Source organism: Lentibacillus sp. CBA3610 (assembly GCF_013373365.1).
Classification (GTDB): Bacteria; Bacillota; Bacilli; order Bacillales; family Amphibacillaceae; genus Lentibacillus.
On sequence record NZ_CP035925.1, the window covers coordinates 3,375,396 to 3,394,560 of the forward strand.

Genomic DNA, 19,165 nt, shown 5'->3' on the forward strand with positions numbered 1-19,165 from the left:
AGTTCTGATTTAAAATGCCTCTTTTCCTTACCATAAATCCAATAACTGCAATGATATAAAGATGAATCATCTCTTGCAGAAACGCCCATGCTGAATCCATAATGATCACTCCTGCTGTACTATATGAAACAATACCTTCATGGTTTATGCGACGTATGAATCTCGTTTGGATCTGGCTGCCAAAATTTTTGTATTAATTTCTTTTACAGGTTCATAATACGGATGAATACTTAATCAATATTACGCGCGATTGAATGGAAGGGGTGCATCAATTGAGCCAGCAGGAAATAAAATCGACTGTTGAAAAAATTATAGATGACAACGCTGTTGGTACGATGGCGACTGTTAAACAGAATAAACCACATTCACGATATATGACCTTTATCCGAAAAGGTTTAAAGCTTTATACAGCAACAAGCATCGAAACGCATAAATCAGAAGAAATAGAAGCCAATCCGCACACTCATATTTTATTAGGCTATGAAGGGGAAGGGTTTGGTGATGAATATGTGGAGTATGAAGGAAAAGCCGCTATAAACAGCAGCGTTGAACTAAAAACTGAATTGTGGAACTCATACATGGAGCACTGGTTTAATGGGCCGGAAGATTCAAACTATATTGTGCTGGAGATTACACCCGTTACGATAAGGATTATGAACAAAAAGGGTGCTGAACCAAAAACGATAGAGTTTTAGCATGGGGCGGACAAGTATTTGGGCTGGTAACCAAATGGGTGTTCCAATATAGATTTTGAGGTATATTGCGCCATCATTTGGTTAAATCTAATGATGATATCTTAATCGAGGAGTGAAGGTGCATGTTAAAACTGGAAACGGAAATTGAAGGGAAGAAAGCCTATTTTGGTGATGTGTACAGAATGTTCCGGTCCAATGGATATACACTTTGCGGGAACTGGGAATATGACCGTGGGATGTTCGATATGGTCCTGTGCCGGGAAGGTGGCGAGACGATCTATATCAGAATTCCATTTGACGTCATTGAAGGAGAACTTGACAGTGCTAAGGCCCGTTTGGAATTCCGGAAACCGTTTGTCATCAAGCATGTCGTAAACACAGGTTTGGATTGGGATGGAAATTCATTGCTGACAACAACAGGCTTCAATCAGTTCCAAACACCTCTTGATAAGGATGGGAACATAACTGATAAAAGCCGTTGGGAAGAAGCCGGTGAAAGGGAAGTAGATAAGGTTATCAATTCGATTGACGTTTTGAAAATATCATGATGACACTGTACACCAAGAAGGGCTGGCTGAGGAAGACGAATCTATAAGCTACGACTTCCTCAATAATTCATTACAATAATGATTGTTTTTTTAAAAACGATGTTGCTATTATATTCTTTATTATGGGAAAGAGACATAACTTTTAAAGCCAATAAGGATGTATCGTTTGGTAATAAAAAGGCTGCAAATTTTATGTGAGGTTTTGAAACCTTACATAAACCTCACACCTCACAAAATTTCAATAAAAACACGAAAATGGGCAAAGACAAGTCTGTATTTTTAGGTTTCAAAATAATACAAAAGGGTAGAAATTAAGGGAATGTAAAAGACATATCAAAGTAATCATAATGAATGTGGGTTAATCAATCTGTTTAGAATTCAAGATGTCCTGCAAGCTAATACAGTATTTTCCATAATACGAACGGGTGCAATTAATGAATAAAATTGCGTCCGTTTTTCTTTAACAAGACATACTTATACTTTCCTCTATAGGCACGGTTATTTCAGCTATAAACACCGCTATATTTAAGTAAATCACTTAAAAAATAAGGAAAGGTGAGAAACAACAATAATGAGACACCCTTGTTTTTCGTATCAAATGATTATTAATAATTATTTGATACGAAAAACCGTTAGGCATAAAGCAGATGATGCAGTAATCCAAGTATTTCAATGAAATCAAACGAAGGAATTTAAGAGTTGATAAACGAAATTACCATCTTAAAAGAATAAAGTGACCTTTTGTTTAAAACCACGTTGTCAGTTGGGAATAGTTTTCCCTGCACTAGTCTATTCATTTCCTTTTACTTTCATCAGTTTTATTATAATACATAGTGGAAATACACAGGACAAGGAGGCATACATATTGGCGGAGATTAAACGATTATCCTTGGCAACAGACGTTGATGGCATTTTTGAACTCTCACAATTTGCGTTTCAATATAGTCTGACAGAAGCTGATTTGAACAAGAAAAAGGAAGAAGCTGAGCGGCATATTATTTGGGGTTGGATGGAAGACGATCAACTGGCAGCTAAATTGCATCTGATTCCACTCGCATGCTATATCAATGGGAAAGTTTTTGAAATGGGCGGAGTCAGTTCTGTCGCCACATGGCCGGAGTTTCGCAGGCAGGGAGCGGTGAAACAATTACTCCATCACTCATTGCAATATATGCGGCAGCATGGGCAGACTCTCTCCTTTCTCCATCCATTTTCGTTTGCCTTTTACCGGAAATATGGCTGGGAGCATACGTTTTCCGAAAAAGCATATACCACTCCAATCGCTCAATTAAAGCGGCAATGGGAAGCTTACGGCTACGTTCGCCGTATTGAAGATGATATCGAAGTTTTACAGGCAGTTTATACCGCATATGCCAAAAAGTTTAATGGGATGCTGGCACGAGATGAAAAGTGGTGGAAACAGCGTGTTTTGAAAGGGGATTGGCATAAGGCGGCTGCTTATAATAGTGACGGAAAGGCAGAAGGATACCTCCTATACAAAGTGAAAGAAGGTAAACTGTCCGTTCAGGAACTGGTATATACTTCCCTCAATGCACAAAAACTGCTGCTGCAATTCATCGCCAATCATGATTCAATGGCGGAAACAGTCGATATGGTTGTCCCGGAAAATGACAATCTTTCACTGATTGTCGGTGAACCACGGTTTGAGCAGAAAATCAACCCATATTTCATGGCACGGATTGTCGACGTTTTTACGTTTTTAAAGGAATACCCGTTTCATAATGGAACCGTTGAATCAGTAATATTGCATGTTGACGATGCATTTCTGCCGGAAAATAACGGTGTTTATCAACTGTCACAAATCGGATCTGACACGAATGTGACGCATTTGCAGTCGAATGTCGGACAAGCGGCAGGTATTTACTGTGGGGTGCAGCAACTTACTTCAATCATGATGGGTTACAAACGGCCGACTGAAATGTATCATGCAGGCCTTATCCATGGAAAACCCGAACAGATCGAGCGGCTGGAACAAATCATTCCACGACGGCAGACCTATTTCCCAGATTTCTTTTAAATATCTGGGAAATAGGTCTGATTATGACAAAAAACATTAAAATTAGTGTGACATTTTCATATATTGCGTTAAAATAGAGCATACAGCAATAACCATTATTTACTAAAGGAATGTCGTCCATGCTCTATCGTGTTAATCTGGCAAAATTCTTCTTTCCCATCGATGATCATTTATTTCGGATTAAAAAAGCTGAAGCCTTAAAAAATTTGTGGAAGATTTGCGTATTGCTGATTCTTGGCAGTGCAGGTGTGTATGCCTGGATGGCCGTTCTCGGCATCGGGTCCGGTATTCTTTCCGGTGAAGCTGCAGCTTTGACAGCGTTACAATATGAGGCGGGCAAAGTCTGGTTTGTGTTGGGACGGATGACGTTTGCTGTCGTATTTGCCTTATTGGTTTTATTTATCCCATCATTGTTTTTTTATGCCTTTACGGATATTCCTTACAAAAAATTGGTGATCATGCAGCAAATTGTTCTGCTTGTCATGCTAGTCGAGCGGCTTTTATGGATACCACTTGCTGTCTATGCGGGGCTGGACTGGTTCGCATCACCGTGGTCGTTTGGTATTATAGCATCTTTTTTCACGGATGAATCTTGGGTGATTTTCTTTTTCGGTGCCATTTCACTGTTTCAGCTGTGGATCATCTGGTTTCAGGTGAAATTTCTAAGTTATATGTCACCAATCAGGAAACGCTGGATCTGGGTGATTGTCATTGGCATACATATTCTTTACTGGGCTGGCGCAGCTGCACTGGCCTTTCTGGATAGTCATTTGATAAGCGGGTGGTTTGGATGAGTCGCAGAAAGCTTATTCTGACGGTTGTGGTTTTGTTTATGGGTATCAATATTTTCCTTGTTTATTTGGACGATGACGCAAACGTTCCTCGGGTGTCCTATATTGAAAACTGGTCGAAAACGGCTGAAAAAGATATGTATGAAACGATCGAAACAACAGGCGTTTTGTCAGCGGTTGAGGAAAAGAATGTCTATTTTGATCAGGATCAAGGGACTTTTCAGGAATTTGTCGTTGAAGAGGGGACGACCGTGAACACTGGTGATCAGTTGTTTACGTATCGAGTTGATCACTATGCGGAGACAATGACTGACCTCGAAAGTGAACAGCAGAAATTGACCGGTGAAATTCAGGCGATTGAAGCGGCACTTGCATCGATTTCAGCTCATCAGATTCCGGACACGGATATGGACACAGTGTTTGAAGATGAGAACAGCACACTGGAGATGACGAGCCGATCGGTTGAGGCCAATTATATGAAAGAACAATATTTGGCTGAAAAAGAACGGGAACTTGCGCAAAAGGAAGCCGAGCTGCAATCGATCCAGAGTCGGATATCGGATCTGCAAACAACCGGTGAAACCATTACCGTTGAGAGTCCGTATGACGGGGAAGTTATCGCTGTTTCGGAATCATTGGACAACCCTGTTGTGACGATTCGGGATTTGCAGCTGCAAGCAGAGGGTGAATTAAGCGAGGCGGAGCGGATGGAAGTTGAACAGGGTATGCCTGTTGAGGTGGATATCACGGAGAGTGATGCTATTTTACAGGGGGCATTAAGCGAGATTAGTGATACGCCTGAAGCAACCAGTGTCCATGGTTCAAGCGTCTATCCGTTTGCGGCAAGCTTGGAAAATGAAGCGGGAGAAGCTGACGAATCGGGCGAAATGCCCGGCGATGATGCGTCAGAGGAACCGGCAGAAGGAGCGGGCCAGACAGAAGATTTGCCCGAAATAGAGGAATCACCACAAGCCGAAGAATCCGTTGAATCAACAGAGGCAGAACAATCAGTAATGGAAGATTTATTGCCTGGTTATCATGCAGACGTGACGATAACAACCAAAGAAGCCGCGGGGGCAACTGTGGTGAGTGATGATCAGCTTACTGGTGGTCATTTATGGAAAATGACGAGCACAGGATTACTTGATAAACAGCCTGTTGAAGCAGGTCTCAAGATGGATGGCCTGGCTGAGATAACCGACGGAGCGAACACAGGTGAAATGGTCGCCGATTCGTACCAAAATCAGTTTCGTGACGGGGCCAGATTTATAACGCCATTGAAGCTGAGTGATATAGAATGGCAAGATCCGGGGAAATATGATAATGTGAACTGGAAGAGATATTTTGTAATAGGATTATTATCACGGTAAATAGGGAAAATAATACTATATATTTCCTGCGATTGTTTAAAATTTGAAGTGAGAGTTTAAAAAAGGAGGGGCATATTAATTGGATCTTGTCTACATAGGAGTTCTCATGTGCGCTTTAGCGTTTGCTCTTGTAGTTGTCTATGCTTCCCTCGTATTGAAGCGTGCAGCAAACACGATGGAAAGCCTCAGTGAAACGTTAGGCGAAGTAGAGCAAAAAATGCAGCAGATCACGCCTGAATTGCGAAAAACAATGGATGAGACGGGTAAAACAATCGATGATCTGCAGGATAAGATGGCTGCTGCGGACAGTCTGATTATGACACTAGAAAATTTAGGGACTTCCATTAATGAGGGTAGCCGGTTTTTGGACAGACAATCAGAAAGTGCGTCATCATTTACATCACCCAAATATCGAAGCCGGCTGACGGAAACGATCAAATGGTTTGACGTAGCGTACAAGCTTTTTAAAAGGGTGAAGTAAAAGAGGCACAAAGTAAAGAGTTGGTACCAGAATTACAGGAAATGAGGGATATATATGAGTTTAACGGGAATAGGCGTTATATTGATCGGGGTAGCGTTCCTGGTAATGGCCGTTTATTTGGCCTGGACGTTAAATAATCTGGCAAACGTTCTCCGCGGTATTGAAAAAACGGTTGAACAAATGCCGGCGCAATTGGATGATATTTTCAGGGAAACAACCCAGATGCTCAATCAGACAAATGTTACGATTTCGGAAGTGAACGATAAGCTTCGTACATTAAGTCCGTTGTTTTATATGGTGAATGATGTCGGTGAAATGTCCAGAAAAATGACGACCCCTTTAGCCAAATTCAGTGTGAATATGAATAAGAAAGCGGAAAAGAATGAAGAACATAAGTAAATCCCCTGATTGCAGGGGATTTACTTATGTTATTTCGCTTTTTGCCGCTGAAATATGACATAGCCTAATGCCATAACACCGTAGATTCCTTCAAGATTGTAGCGCCTCATCATAGGGTTATTGGTTTTGGCTTTCATGTCGTCATTAATGGATGCCATCACGTTGAAAAGGTTTTGCAAGGCCATTACAGTGTTACGGATGAGCTGAAAAACGGGCTTAAGTTTATCAATTTGCTCGTTCATCTGCTGGATGGTGCCATTTGCGGCATTAAGTGTGTTTTTTGTACCAGCCATCACATCTGCTACTTGAGTTGGAAGTGCGTTTGTTGTGTTTTGCAGACCTGAAAGTACTTCCGTTAACTTTTTGAGCGGTTTGACCAGCAGGAAAGCCAGTCCAAGCAACGCAATACCTATGATGATGATGCCAAGTCCTGCCCAATCCATTTATCATTCTCCTTTCAGTTTACGGTTAATCCACCTTAATGCTTCAATGAATGACGTTTACCTTAATATTCCCTTTTTTATCCCGCATATAACTGGCAGTAACCCGCCAAAACACGGCGTCTGGCTGCCGGTAAATGCCCGATTCTGTTCAACTAACAATCAGCGGCTCAGGAGCATCCCGCTGATTGAAGTTTCACTTTATCTTATCATAAACGATAAACTCGTCCCATACAATAGAAAAAGCACTATGATAAGGGGCGAAGGGGAATGGAACGGTTTGGGAAGATACTCTTGTGGGCAGTAGGGTTCGTTGTTTTGGCATTTCTGATTCAATATCCGATTCAAAAAACAGACACGACCTGGGAATCATGGTCATTGCCGTTATCAGGTAAAACGATCGTCATTGATCCTGGGCATGGAGGTGTCGACGGAGGAGCTGTCGGAAAGGACGAGACGCTTGAGAAGGACATTGCACTGGAGGTTGCCAAAAAAATGCGTGATTTCCTGCAGCAGTCAGGGGCGCTTGTTTACTTGACCCGGGAAGAAGATAAGGATCTGGCAGAGGAGGATACCCAAGGCTTGTCACGGCGAAAAGCTGAGGATATTCGTAGACGGCTGCAGTTCATCCATGATCAGGAGGCTGATTTCTTTATCACACTCCATTTAAATGCATTGTCATCTGAACAATGGCATGGCGCACAGACGTTTTACCATCCAAAAGAAGAAAAAAGTAAACATCTGGCAGAGATGATCCAGGCAGAAATCATTCGTAATTTGGATAACACCAACCGGGGATCACTTGCCCTCAATAATGTCTATTTGCTGAAACATGCGGAAGTACCGGGTTCACTTGTTGAAATCGGATTTTTATCAAATGAACATGAACGAGAGCAGCTGAAAGAGGATTCCTACCAGCGGAAAATGGCTGGCAGCATTTATGAGGGGATTCTCCGGTATATAACAGAGGAACCGGAAGAAGAGGAATAAAAACGGTGGTCCATCCATGATTCATATCACTTAGAATTTTCATGATTTGTGTTATACTAGCGTTGTATAGCCAATTACCACAATGTTACGTTGGATATAGACGTTAGAAAAGGATGGTGACCAACCGTGTTATCAAAAGAAGAAGTAACAGAACTGCTTAAATCTGTTAAAGATCCGTTTTTACATAAAACACTGGAAGAAATAGACGGTATCAAAAATGTTTCGATTAAAGAAGAGAAGAAACATGTCAGTGTCAAAATTGGGATTTCCAAAACGAATACGGCAGAACAAATGGACTTGCAGCAGGAAATTGTCGGCATTTTAAAGAAAAATGGTGCATCGACTGTCGGCATCCGTTTTGAACAATTGGCTGACGAGGTCATTCAAAAGTATCAGCCGGCAGCAGAAGCCGAACAGGAAAAATCACTGCTTGGTGTGAGCAAACAGCCTAACTTTATTGCGATTGCCAGCGGAAAAGGCGGTGTCGGCAAATCAACGGTAACCGTTAATCTGGCGATGTCGCTGATGCGTTTGGGCAAAAAAGTCGGAATCATTGATGCGGATATATATGGTTTCAGTGTACCGGACATGATGGGAATTGAGAACAGACCCCAAGTACGCGGCGAAAAAATCATTCCGGTCGAACGTTTTGGTGTACAAGTCATTTCGATGGGCTTCTTCGTTGAGGATAATTCCCCGATCATCTGGAGAGGTCCAATGCTCGGAAAAATGCTGAACAGCTTTTTCAAAGAAGTGGAATGGGGCGAACTTGACTACTTGCTGCTTGACCTTCCACCGGGAACAGGCGATATTGCCATGGATGTCCATGAACTGATTCCGTCGGCAAAAGAAGTGATTGTGTCGACACCTCATCCATCAGCAGCATTTGTCGCAGCACGTGCCGGTCAGATGGCAATCAAGACAGAACACGAAATCCTTGGTGTCATTGAAAACATGGCTTATTATGAAAGCAAAAAAACCGGGGAAAAAGAGTATGTCTTTGGTAAAGGCGGCGGCGATAAGCTTGCTGAAGCACTGCAAACAAAAATACTGGGGCACCTGCCTTTGCAACAGCCATACGAAGATGAAGATGAATTCGCACCTTCCGTTTATCAGGAAGACCATCCGCTCGGGAAAGAATACCATAAAATGGCGTCGAAAATTGTTGCTAAAGTTGAAGGTTAAAAGCGGCATATCATAAAAAAAGAGGTGGCAATGGGTCACCTCTTTTTATAACGTCGAAATAATATGCGCTGTAGATGGTTGCGATAAAGGTGACGGTTGCAGTCAGTGTTCACTGTCATGGGATTACGGGCCACCACCGCCACCACCGGATCCGCCACCCCCGCCGGAGCCGCCAGATCCACCACCGCCGGATCCACCACCGCCGGATCCGCCGCCATCTTGTGACTGTTGACCCTGTTGTTGGTTTTGTTCTTCAGCGGCTTGCAGAAGTATTTCGCTCATTTTTTCCTGGAAGAGTGGTGTTTCAAGTGTTTGTTGAATTGTTTCTTCCAGGTGTTTATTGAATTCCTGGCTTTTCATAACACTTACCATCTCTTCAGTTACCTGAGGGTCTTTCAACAAATCAATCATCTGTTGTTGAAATTCAGAATCACTCATCAAATCCTTCATCATCTTTTTTTGCTCTTCAGCCATTGACTCTGAAAATGTTTTAACGAACGAAGGATCTTCAAATAATTGTTTCCACATGTCTTTTCCTTTATCTGACGTAAGTGTTTGTTCGACCGATTGTTTGACAGCATCCGAATCCATAACAAGCTGTTCTTTCATTTGTTGATCAGACATGATTTCCTGAAGTGCTTTTTTTCCATCTTCTGTTTGCAATATGTCAACTACCATTTTTTTCGTTGTATCATAATTCGCTTCATCCCCTGAGGCACCTTGACCGCCATTACAGCCGGAGATGAATAAAGCTGTTATTAGGAAAAGGGAAATAAAAGTCATCCGAAGCATGGTTCAGATCCTCCTTCCTGTCATGATTAATATGTGTGAAACAGCGATAAAATATGTATTTTTAAGAGGAAAAACGCGTCTGTTCGTGCTAAAATATGAAGAGGAATCTTAACATACTCTAGGAGGAAAATGAATTGAACAGTCGTAAGTGGGTAAATCTGTTTGTTAAAACATTATTGATTGGCGGAATCGCAGGGTTAGTGACCAGTTTTTTCGTGAAGCCTGCGTTTTATACAAATTACCTGAATCCATTTGATGGTTTTCAACTGTTAGGAGTCGTTCTCTTTTTTGTTGGTTTGGGCCTTGTATTCAGTGTCATTAGTCAAACCGGGTTTTTTGCTTATTTGTTCATTAACCGGTTTGGCCTTAGCTTGTTTCGGTCATTTTGGCCAACGGTTCAAGTGCTGCTGATTGCATTTGTCGTGTTTGATTTAGTTTATTTTCCATACACCGGGACTGATGGTATCGCCATATGGTGGTTCATTTTAATGGCGGCAGCGATTCTCGGATATGGCTGGATTGTTGCAAAAATTAAAGTACGTGAGACAAACCGGCGGGCATTTATTCCGACATTGTTTCTGATGGTCGTTATCACATCAATTGAATGGGTGCCGGGACTGCGTACAGAGGGAACCGATTATGCCTGGCTCATGATCATACCACTGCTTGCATGCAATACGTATCAAGTGCTCATATTGCACAGGCTGACAGGAAGTGGCAATTCTGACGGCAATCATAATAAGAATGCATCTGCCAAGTCAGGAACAAAGAAAGCATAAGGATTGCCCCAATGTGTATGGAGCACATTGGGGTTTTTGCCGGGGTTATCGAATGGTACCGCCGTTTAAAAAACAAAAGACTGCTGTATTCTTTTAGTCAACAATCCTTGATTCAGCATGTGCCTGATCAATTAGTTCAGATATGGTCACAAATTGAAATTCCTTATTTTTGAGTCCCGGTAATATCGTCTGTAAAGCTTCTGCCGTTTGTTTAACAGAATCGGATGCATGCATTAAGATAATGTCCCCATTTGATGTTTCTTCCATAACTGTATTTGTAATTTCCTGCGTTCCCGGATTTTCCCAATCGTTCGGATTAACATTCCAATGTGTGACCGTAAAGCCTTGCTCTTCAGCTAATTCAATAATCTCTTCGTCAAAGTGACCATTGGGAGGGCGCAAGAGATCGACATCTTCATATCCAAGTTTGTCGAATTCCTCTTTTGCCTTTAATAAATCTTGACGTACTTGATCCAATTCCTGATCAAGGTAACTTTCATAACGGTAACCGAGCATCCCCAGTTCATGTTCCTGATCTGTTATATCTTCCAAAATGTCCGGATGTCGCTCAGCCCATTCCCCGCTGACAAAAAATGTAGCCTGAACCTGATGCTGCTCCAGCTCGTCCAAAATGTCATGAACTTTTTCTTCTCCCCAGCTGATATTAAAGGTTAATGAAATATCAGGCTCATCCGCATTCCCCTTTGTAAACGCCAGGGGTTCGTTATTGGATATTACTGAAAATGCCCCGTCCCGCTCAAACCAAAGAAATACCGCGGCAAATAACGCCAACAATACGACAACTGCATAACGTTTCCATTTTTTTAATTTCATCACATAAAAATGATCCATTACATCATTCCTCTCAAACCATCCTTAATTCATTCTATGATTGCAACATCTTAATATGAACAAGCCTTTATAGGAAAAATCCTGAAAGTATATAAAAAAGGGGGATAAAAAATCTGTTTTTCGGGGAATAGTAAAGTCTGTACATACTCATTTGGTATCTGGGTTTCTACATTCGATAAAAATTTACTAATCATAATTGAAACAATACATCTCTTAAATATAGAAAGTTGGGTTACTATGCTTGGTTTTATGATTAATGATGCAGAACAAAAGGAAATGGAATATATGATAAAACGTGAATTAGAGGAATTATTAATGGATATGGAGGATAACCGGATCGATCAAATGGTCAAAAATGCCATGAAGGAGCGCTATCAGACAGTCTTTAATTTATATCGCCGTATCGCAAGCAGAGAGGAATGCATGAAGTACATGCCTAAACGGACCGGTAATCAGTAAGGCGCTTTTTGTAAAGGTTTTGACTCGCATCTTGAATTTAAAAAGTACGCGTATCTATTCTGACAACGTGTACACTTCCCGCAGTTTGCAGCGCGGCTCATTTCAAATATGCTTTGCTTTATGCTTGTCGCATTGCAGATTATTTCGGGGAGGGACACACTCCCCGCAAACTGCAGATTACTTGGTGCGCTTGATCAGTAAAGCAGTGTTAGGTAAAATAATCGACGGGGTCAGGTTGCCTCAGAAAGACTATTCTTTTAAGGGCTAATGCGGGCAAGTTTGGATGGTTTCCATTTATATTGTTTTTGATGAAAGCGGAACTATCTTTATAAGGTCAGAAAGTATAACATTTTAGATAAGACTTCAATCTTGAAATCGGCTAGTTCGCCGAATTCTTCTAATCCGACCTCTGACCTCTGGCATCTGAAAAGACGCGTCAGCGTTTTTTCTTATTGGGCGCATTAAATTTGATTCATCATTTTTTTGGTTACCTATTGAACTCACCGTTTAATTATGCTATATTATTTTTTGTTGTCAGCAAAACAATAGCGTTTTTTGACGAATTAAAACGTGAAGAAAAAAGTTATTGACATTTTGTTGCAACCATGATAAATTATAATTCGTCGCTGAAAACGACGCAGTGATAATTGATCTTTGAAAACTGAACAAAACAACCTGTATGATAAACAGATGTCAGAGGTAAGAGGTCGGAAGTCGGATTGTTTTAATCCGAATGATGACACTTTAACCCTTGGAATCAATTTTTGAAGCTAAGACATTGATAAGGTTGATCGGTGTCGACCTTATGGCAAACTTTTATTGGAGAGTTTGATCTTGGCTCAGGACGAACGCTGGCGGCGTGCCTAATACATGCAAGTCGTGCGCGGGAAGCAGGTGAACGCCCTTCGGGGCGCTTCACCTGTGGAACGAGCGGCGGACGGGTGAGTAACACGTGGGCAACCTGCCTGTGAGACCGGAATAACTCGCGGAAACGCGAGCTAATACCGGATGACACTTTCGGTCGCATGATCGGCAGTTGAAAGACGGCATTAAGCTGTCACTTACAGATGGGCCCGCGGCGCATTAGTTAGTTGGTGAGGTAAGAGCTCACCAAGGCGACGATGCGTAGCCGACCTGAGAGGGTGATCGGCCACACTGGGACTGAGACACGGCCCAGACTCCTACGGGAGGCAGCAGTAGGGAATCATCCGCAATGGACGAAAGTCTGACGGTGCAACGCCGCGTGAGTGAAGAAGGTTTTCGGATCGTAAAACTCTGTTGTCAGGGAAGAACACGTTCTGTTCGAACAGGGCAGGACATTGACGGTACCTGACCAGAAAGCCCCGGCTAACTACGTGCCAGCAGCCGCGGTAATACGTAGGGGGCAAGCGTTGTCCGGAATTATTGGGCGTAAAGGGCACGCAGGCGGTCTTTTAAGTCTGATGTGAAATCCCGCAGCTTAACTGCGGGTGGTCATTGGAAAACTGGAGGACTTTGAGTACAGAAGAGGAGAGGAGTGGAATTCCACGTGTAGCGGTGAAAATGCGTAGAGATGTGGAGGAACACCCAGTGGCGAAGGCGACTCTCTGGTCTGTCACTGACGCTGAGGTGCGAAAGCGTGGTAGCGAACAGGATTTAGATACCTGTAGTCCACGCCGTAAACGTTGAAGTGCTAGGTGTTAGGGGTTTCCACCCTTAGTGCTGAAGTTTAACGCAATAAGCACTCCGCCTGGGGATTACGGCCGCAAGGCTGAAAACTCAAGAATTGGACGGGGGGCCCGCCACAAGCGGTGGAGCATGTTGGTTTAATTCGAAGCAACGCGAAGAACCTTACCAGGTCTTGACATCCTCTGATGGCGGTAGAGATACCGTGTTCCCTTCGGGGACAGAGTGACAGGTGGTGCATGGTTGTCGTCAGCTCGTGTCGTGAGATGTTGGGTTAAGTCCCGTAACGAGCGCAACCCTTGATCTTAGTTGCCAGCATTAAGTTGGGCACTCTAAGGTGACTGCCGGTGACAAACCGGAGGAAGGCGGGGATGAGTCAAATCATCATGCCCTTATGAACCTGGGCTTACACACGTGCTACAATGGATGGAACAAAGGGCAGCGAAGCCGTGAGGTGAAGCAAATCCCATAAAACCATTCCCAGTTCGGATTGCAGGCTGCAACTCGCCTGTATGAAGCCGGAATCGCTAGTAATCGCGGATCAGCATGCCGCGGTGAATACGTTCCGCGGCTTGTACACACCGCCCGTCACACACGAGAGTTGGCAACACCGAAGTCGGTGAGGTAACCTTTCGGAGCCAGCCGGCCGAAGTGGGCCAATGATTGGGGTGAAGTCGTAACAAGGTAGCCGTATCGGAAGGTGCGGCTGGATCACCTCCTTTCTAAGGATTTTTAAGGAAGTCATGCATGGTTGTTTGGTTCAGTTTTGAGAGATTAATTTTCTCAGGATATAGATGGGCCTGTAGCTCAGTCGGTCAGAGCGCACGCCTGATAAGCGTGAGGTCGGTGGTTCAAGTCCACCCAGGCCCACCATCTATACTGACATTACGGGGCCTTAGCTCAGCCGGGAGAGCGCCTGCTTTGCACGCAGGAGGTCAGCGGTTCGATCCCGCTAGGCTCCATTTTGCACCTTGAAAACTAAATAAGAGCAAGACATTCAACGACATTGATTTAAAAACGTTCGTCAAACGAACGCACGTATTAGTTAAGTGAACGATGGCGCACGGTGATGCCTTGGCACCAGGAGCCGACGAAGGACGGGACTAACACCGATATGCCCGTGAGTCCGTAAGTAGACTGGCGACCCGGGGATTTCCGAATGGGCAAACCCGCCTGTCCGTATGGGGGCAGTACTTGTGTCTGAATTCATAGGGCACAAGAGGCACACCCGGGGAACTGAAACATCTCAGTACCCGGAGGAAGAGAAAGCAAACGCGATTTCCCGGTAGCGGCGAGCGAAACGGGAAACAGCCCAAACCGGAAAGCGATGCTTTTCGGGGTAGAAGGACACGCCATGGGAGTTATCAAGAAATGGCTTAGACGAATCGATCTGGAATGATCAGCCGAAGAAGGTAAGAGCCCTGTAGTCGAAAAGCCATTTCCTCCGGCGTGGATCCTGAGTACGGCGGAACACGGAAATTCGTCGGAATCCGGAGGACCATCTCCCAAGGCTAAATACTCCTGGTGACCGATAGTGGAACCAGTACCGTGAGGGAAAGGTGAAAGCCACCGGAAGGGAGTGAAACAGAAACCTGAAACGTGTGCCCTGCAAGTAGTCGAAGCCCGTTAATGTGACGGCGTACCTTTTGTAGAATGGACCGGCGAGTTGCGATTGTATGCAAGGTTAAGTGGCAAACACGGAGCCGAAGCGAAAGCGAGTCTGAATAGGGCGTAAACAGTATACGGTCGCAGACCCGAAACCGTGTGATCTACCCATGTCCAGGGTGAGGGTCAGTAACACTGACTGGAGGCCCGAACCCACGTATGCTGAAAAATGCGGGGATGAGGTGTGTAGGGGTGAAATGCCAATCGAACACGGAGATAGCTGGTTCTCTCCGAAATAGCTTTAGGGCTAGCCTCAGGGAGAAGCGTTCTGGAGGTAGAGCACTGATTGGACTAGGGGCCCTCACCGGGTTACCGAATTCAGTCAAACTCCGAATGCCAGTAACGCAACCCTGGGAGTCAGACTATGGGTGATAAGGTTCATAGTCGAAAGGGAAACAGCCCGGACCGCCAGCTAAGGTCCCTAGTATAACGTTTAAGTGGAAAAGGATGTGGAGTTGCCCAGACAACCAGTATGTTGGCTTAGAAGCAGCCATCATTTAAAGAGTGCGTAATAGCTCACTGGTCGAGTGACTCTGCGCCGAAAATGTACGGGCTAAACGTATCACCGAAGCTGCGAAGCAGAGGTCAAGATACCAGAGGTCGGAAGTCAGAAGTGAGGAAGATAGTGATAAAACAACTATAGGATTTACGGATTTATCAACAGGCCTTATGACCTTGCAATTGAAATTCATAAACTCACCTTGGAATTTCCTGACTTTGAAAAATATGAACTTGGTGCTCAACTGAGAAGAGCAGCCCTTTCTATTCCAGCAAATATGCTGAAGGATATGGAAAGAAAGATTCTATTAATGACTTCAAGCGTTTTCTTAAAATATCACTTGGCTCCAATAATGAAGTCAAGGTTATGTTGGATTTTGCAAGAGATTTGACATATTTGGATGAACAGAAATACACCTATCTTTATCAACGGTATGAAGAAGTTAGTAAGCAATTTATTCCTCTATACAAAAGTGGAAATAATCCGACTTCTGATTTCTGGCCATCTGACTCTGTTTGTAGGAGAGCGTTCCAAATGCTGCGAAGTCAGACCGTGAGGACTGGTGGAGCGTTTGGAAGTGAGAATTGCCGGTATGAGTAGCGAAAAAAAGAGTGAGAATCTCTTTCACCGAAAGCCTAAGGTTTTCCTGAGGAAGGCTCGTCGCTCAGGGTTAGTCGGACCTAAGCCGAGGCCGAAAGGCGTAGGCGATGGCCAACAGGCAGATATTCCTGTACCACCTCGTGAGCGTTTGAACGATGGGGGGACGCAGCAGGATAGGGAAAGCGCACTGTCGGAATTGTGCGCCCAAGCAGTGAGGGAGTTGGATAGGTAAATCCGTCTGACAATCCCAAGCTGTGACGGGGAGGGAAATTGAGTACCGAAGTTCCTGATTCCACACTGCCAAGAAAAGCCTCTAGTGAGTTCACAGGTGCCCGTACCGCAAACCGACACAGGTAGGCGAGGAGAGAATCCTAAGGTGATCGGGAGAACTCTCGTTAAGGAACTCGGCAAAATGACCCCGTAACTTCGGGAGAAGGGGTGCTCACACCGAGTGAGCCGCAGTGAATAGGCCCAAGCGACTGTTTACCAAAAACACAGGTCTCTGCGAAGCCGAAAGGCGAAGTATAGGGGCTGACACCTGCCCGGTGCTGGAAGGTTAAGGGGACGCGTTAGCGTGCTTGTCACGCGAAGCGCCAAACCGAAGCCCCAGTAAACGGCGGCCGTAACTATAACGGTCCTAAGGTAGCGAAATTCCTTGTCGGGTAAGTTCCGACCCGCACGAAAGGTGCAACGACTTGGGCACTGTCTCAACGAGAGACCCGGTGAAATTATACTATGCGTGAAGATGCGCATTACTCGCCGACTGGACGGAAAGACCCCGTGGAGCTTTACTGCACCTTGATATTGAATGTTTGGTACAGTACAGGATAGGTGGAGCCGTCGAAACGTGAGCGCCAGCTTTACGTGGAGGCACCCGTGGGATACCACCTGGCTGTACGAACATTCTAACCCAGGACCGTAATCCGGTCCGGAGACAGTGTCAGGCAGGCAGTTTGACTGGGGCGGTCGCCTCCCAAAAGGTAACGGAGGCGCCCAAAGGTTCCCTCAGAATGGTTGGAAATCATTCGCAGAGTGCAAAGGCAGAAGGGAGCTTGACTGCGAGACCTACAAGTCGAGCAGGGACGAAAGTCGGGCTTAGTGATCCGGTGGTCCCGCATGGAAGGGCCATCGCTCAACGGATAAAAGCTACCCCGGGGATAACAGGCTTATCTCCCCCAAGAGTTCACATCGACGGGGAGGTTTGGCACCTCGATGTCGGCTCATCGCATCCTGGGGCTGTAGTCGGTCCCAAGGGTTGGGCTGTTCGCCCATTAAAGCGGTACGCGAGCTGGGTTCAGAACGTCGTGAGACAGTTCGGTCCCTATCCGTCGTGGGCGCTGGAAGTCTGAGAGGAGCTGTCCTTAGTACGAGAGGACCGGGATGGACACACCGCTGGTGTACCAGTTGTTCCGCCAGGAGCACAGCTGGGTAGCTACGTGTGGCAAGGATAAGTGCTGAAAGCATCTAAGCATGAAGCCCCCCTCAAGATGAAACTTCCCATCACTTTAAGTGAGTAAGATCCCTCAGAGACGATGAGGTGGATAGGTCCGAGGTGGAAGCGTGGCGACACGTGGAGCTGACGGATACTAATCGATCGAGGACTTAACTAAACCATATGTGGTTGAATGGAACTCTTATTTAGTTTTCAGGGTGCAAATTCCTGAAAAACCCCTTGCATTTTTCGTCAAAAATGGCTATAATGATTCTTGTCCTTAATAAAGGAATCGACACACAAAATGAAAAAGGTCTGGTAGCGATAGCGGAGAGGTCACACCTGTTCCCATGCCGAACACAGCAGTTAAGCTCTCCAGCGCCGATGGTAGTTGGGGTTTAACCCCTGCAAGAGTAGGACGCCGCCAGGCATTTTACTATACTTTTTTCTTTATAATTTTTCAGTGGTTAGGTCCACGTTAATAAACACTCTAAACTATTCCACAGTAGCTCAGTGGTAGAGCGGTCGGCTGTTAACCGATTAGTCGCAGGTTCGAATCCTGCCTGTGGAGCCATTTTTTTGCTTCCATAGCTCAGTCGGTAGAGCGCTTCCATGGTAAGGAAGAGGTCGCCGGTTCGAGTCCGGCTGGAAGCTCTATAACAGATAGGCGTTAAATCTTTATAAAGTGAGGATTTGCGTCTATTTTTTAACCGTAAAAAATCTCCCTCATATGCATCGCCTGCATGTTGTGAGGGAGATTTTCTCTTCTATTCTGATAGATGATTCTTAATTTGTAATTTCTCCCCCACCGAGAATCGTAAGACAGTTAATTTTCAATACGACAACGTCTTCATTTTCTCCCTGGACCCTTGTATTATCCTCCCAGCCGCCAAGGATTGGGACACCTGATATTTCGACATGAACATTATCAGGAACCATGATACTCGCCCCTCCCAGGATAGAGGTTAAGTCAAGTGAGGCCCCATCTTCAATAATCGCATCGCGGAGGTCAATTTCCGCCCCGCCGAACATCGTCGTCACACTTCCACCTTGAAAATTTTTCGATTGACTCTTGATCTCTGCTCCTGAAAAAAGCAGGAATGTGTTTAGATTCTCGTTCGTATGAGGAGTTTTTCCATGTTTGGCCCGGGTAAAAATGATGATAATACCGATAAAGATAAAAATAAGCGGCCATAAATAAGAAACTAAATTCATGTCAAACCATTGATTGATGAAAAATAAGGTCCCCACAAATAAAAACAAGAAACCTGAGACTTTAGAAGATTGTGTACGATTGATTAGCTGAATAATACCTATGATAATCAGAATAAACGGCCACCAATTTGACAGTAGATACCCTAAATCAATGATATCTGCTTGGTGCAAAAGCAAACTAACACCAAACAAAAGAAAAAACAGACCTGGCCACACTCTTCCAGACATGGGCAAATCCCCCCTATAAGACACTTTATGTATTGAAGTGTT

At 44.5% G+C, this 19,165-nt stretch carries 15 protein-coding genes, 4 tRNA genes and 3 rRNA genes; 18 read left to right on the top strand and 4 right to left on the bottom strand.

Annotated elements, in window-relative coordinates; genetic code table 11:
* The first annotated feature begins 272 nt into the window (after positions 1 to 272).
* The 7 genes from Len3610_RS16675 (at position 273) to Len3610_RS16705 (ending at position 6,322) form a co-directional block, all read left to right on the top strand.
* Positions 273 to 695: a pyridoxamine 5'-phosphate oxidase family protein gene (locus Len3610_RS16675; protein ID WP_176448941.1), complete on the top strand. Its 423-nt coding sequence runs from the start codon at positions 273 to 275 to the stop codon at positions 693 to 695.
* A 122-nt stretch (positions 696 to 817) separates the two neighbouring features.
* The gene (locus Len3610_RS16680) at positions 818 to 1,243 is read left to right on the top strand and encodes a YugN family protein (RefSeq protein WP_176448942.1); all 426 of its coding nucleotides are present in this window, start codon (positions 818 to 820) and stop codon (positions 1,241 to 1,243) included.
* A gap of 865 nt (positions 1,244 to 2,108) precedes the next feature.
* Positions 2,109 to 3,281 (top strand): GNAT family N-acetyltransferase, encoded by a 1,173-nt coding sequence (eis, locus tag Len3610_RS16685; protein ID WP_176448943.1) that lies wholly within the window; start codon positions 2,109 to 2,111, stop codon positions 3,279 to 3,281.
* A gap of 119 nt (positions 3,282 to 3,400) precedes the next feature.
* Complete coding sequence (locus tag Len3610_RS16690; RefSeq protein WP_176448944.1) at positions 3,401 to 4,075, top strand: hypothetical protein; 675 nt, start codon at positions 3,401 to 3,403, stop codon at positions 4,073 to 4,075.
* The gene (locus Len3610_RS16695) at positions 4,072 to 5,442 is read left to right on the top strand and encodes an efflux RND transporter periplasmic adaptor subunit (RefSeq protein WP_176448945.1); all 1,371 of its coding nucleotides are present in this window, start codon (positions 4,072 to 4,074) and stop codon (positions 5,440 to 5,442) included. Before Len3610_RS16690 ends, Len3610_RS16695 begins: the two co-directional genes overlap by 4 nt.
* A 79-nt stretch (positions 5,443 to 5,521) precedes the next feature.
* Positions 5,522 to 5,923 carry a DUF948 domain-containing protein gene (locus tag Len3610_RS16700; protein ID WP_176448946.1) on the top strand — a complete coding sequence of 134 codons (402 nt, stop codon included), beginning with the start codon at positions 5,522 to 5,524 and terminating at the stop codon, positions 5,921 to 5,923.
* A gap of 54 nt (positions 5,924 to 5,977) precedes the next feature.
* The gene (locus Len3610_RS16705; protein ID WP_176448947.1) at positions 5,978 to 6,322 is read left to right on the top strand and encodes a DUF948 domain-containing protein; all 345 of its coding nucleotides are present in this window, start codon (positions 5,978 to 5,980) and stop codon (positions 6,320 to 6,322) included.
* 29 nt (positions 6,323 to 6,351) lie between these two features.
* Here the strand turns inward: Len3610_RS16705 and Len3610_RS16710 are convergent, their stop codons facing one another.
* On the bottom strand, positions 6,352 to 6,765 hold the full coding sequence (locus Len3610_RS16710; protein WP_176448948.1) for a DUF948 domain-containing protein: 414 nt from the start codon (positions 6,763 to 6,765) through the stop codon (positions 6,352 to 6,354).
* 267 nt (positions 6,766 to 7,032) lie between these two features.
* On the opposite strand from Len3610_RS16710, the gene cwlD reads away from it, so the two are divergent.
* Both cwlD and Len3610_RS16720 read left to right on the top strand, forming a co-directional pair.
* A complete protein-coding gene (gene cwlD / locus Len3610_RS16715; RefSeq protein ID WP_176448949.1) occupies positions 7,033 to 7,752 on the top strand; it encodes an N-acetylmuramoyl-L-alanine amidase CwlD in 720 nt (239 codons plus the stop codon).
* Positions 7,753 to 7,878: 126 nt separating this feature from the next.
* Positions 7,879 to 8,937: an Mrp/NBP35 family ATP-binding protein gene (locus tag Len3610_RS16720; RefSeq protein ID WP_176448950.1), complete on the top strand. Its 1,059-nt coding sequence runs from the start codon at positions 7,879 to 7,881 to the stop codon at positions 8,935 to 8,937.
* Positions 8,938 to 9,060: 123 nt separating this feature from the next.
* On the opposite strand, the gene gerD is transcribed toward Len3610_RS16720, so the two are convergent.
* Positions 9,061 to 9,729, bottom strand: coding sequence for a spore germination lipoprotein GerD (gene gerD, locus Len3610_RS16725; RefSeq protein WP_176448951.1), 669 nt, complete (start codon positions 9,727 to 9,729; stop codon positions 9,061 to 9,063).
* A gap of 134 nt (positions 9,730 to 9,863) precedes the next feature.
* Here gerD and Len3610_RS16730 point away from each other — a divergent pair, with 134 nt between their 5' ends.
* Positions 9,864 to 10,508 (top strand): KinB-signaling pathway activation protein, encoded by a 645-nt coding sequence (locus Len3610_RS16730; RefSeq protein ID WP_176448952.1) that lies wholly within the window; start codon positions 9,864 to 9,866, stop codon positions 10,506 to 10,508.
* Between the two features lie 93 nt (positions 10,509 to 10,601).
* Here Len3610_RS16730 and pdaB read toward each other — a convergent pair whose 3' ends face one another.
* Positions 10,602 to 11,360, bottom strand: coding sequence for a polysaccharide deacetylase family sporulation protein PdaB (gene pdaB / locus Len3610_RS16735; RefSeq protein ID WP_176448953.1), 759 nt, complete (start codon positions 11,358 to 11,360; stop codon positions 10,602 to 10,604).
* Positions 11,361 to 11,597: 237 nt separating this feature from the next.
* On the opposite strand from pdaB, the gene Len3610_RS16740 reads away from it, so the two are divergent.
* The 8 genes from Len3610_RS16740 to Len3610_RS16775 all read left to right on the top strand — a co-directional run bounded on the left by Len3610_RS16740 (position 11,598) and on the right by Len3610_RS16775 (position 18,334).
* Positions 11,598 to 11,819, top strand: coding sequence for a hypothetical protein (locus tag Len3610_RS16740; RefSeq protein WP_176448954.1), 222 nt, complete (start codon positions 11,598 to 11,600; stop codon positions 11,817 to 11,819).
* Between the two features lie 816 nt (positions 11,820 to 12,635).
* Positions 12,636 to 14,206: ribosomal RNA gene (locus Len3610_RS16745) — 16S ribosomal RNA — on the top strand.
* Between the two features lie 74 nt (positions 14,207 to 14,280).
* A tRNA-Ile gene (locus Len3610_RS16750) sits at positions 14,281 to 14,357 on the top strand.
* A 16-nt stretch (positions 14,358 to 14,373) separates the two neighbouring features.
* Positions 14,374 to 14,446, top strand: a tRNA-Ala gene (locus Len3610_RS16755).
* 81 nt (positions 14,447 to 14,527) lie between these two features.
* A 23S ribosomal RNA gene (locus Len3610_RS16760) occupies positions 14,528 to 17,858 on the top strand.
* A 136-nt stretch (positions 17,859 to 17,994) separates the two neighbouring features.
* Positions 17,995 to 18,110 (top strand): 5S ribosomal RNA (rrf, locus tag Len3610_RS16765).
* Together the 16S, 23S and 5S rRNA genes with 4 tRNA genes alongside form the textbook arrangement of a ribosomal RNA operon.
* A gap of 69 nt (positions 18,111 to 18,179) precedes the next feature.
* Positions 18,180 to 18,254: transfer RNA gene (locus Len3610_RS16770), tRNA-Asn, on the top strand.
* Between the two features lie 7 nt (positions 18,255 to 18,261).
* Positions 18,262 to 18,334 (top strand) — tRNA-Thr (locus Len3610_RS16775).
* Positions 18,335 to 18,466: 132 nt separating this feature from the next.
* Here Len3610_RS16775 and Len3610_RS16780 read toward each other — a convergent pair.
* Complete coding sequence (locus Len3610_RS16780) at positions 18,467 to 19,123, bottom strand: LiaF transmembrane domain-containing protein (protein WP_176448955.1); 657 nt, start codon at positions 19,121 to 19,123, stop codon at positions 18,467 to 18,469.
* Between the last annotated feature and the right edge of the window lie 42 nt (positions 19,124 to 19,165).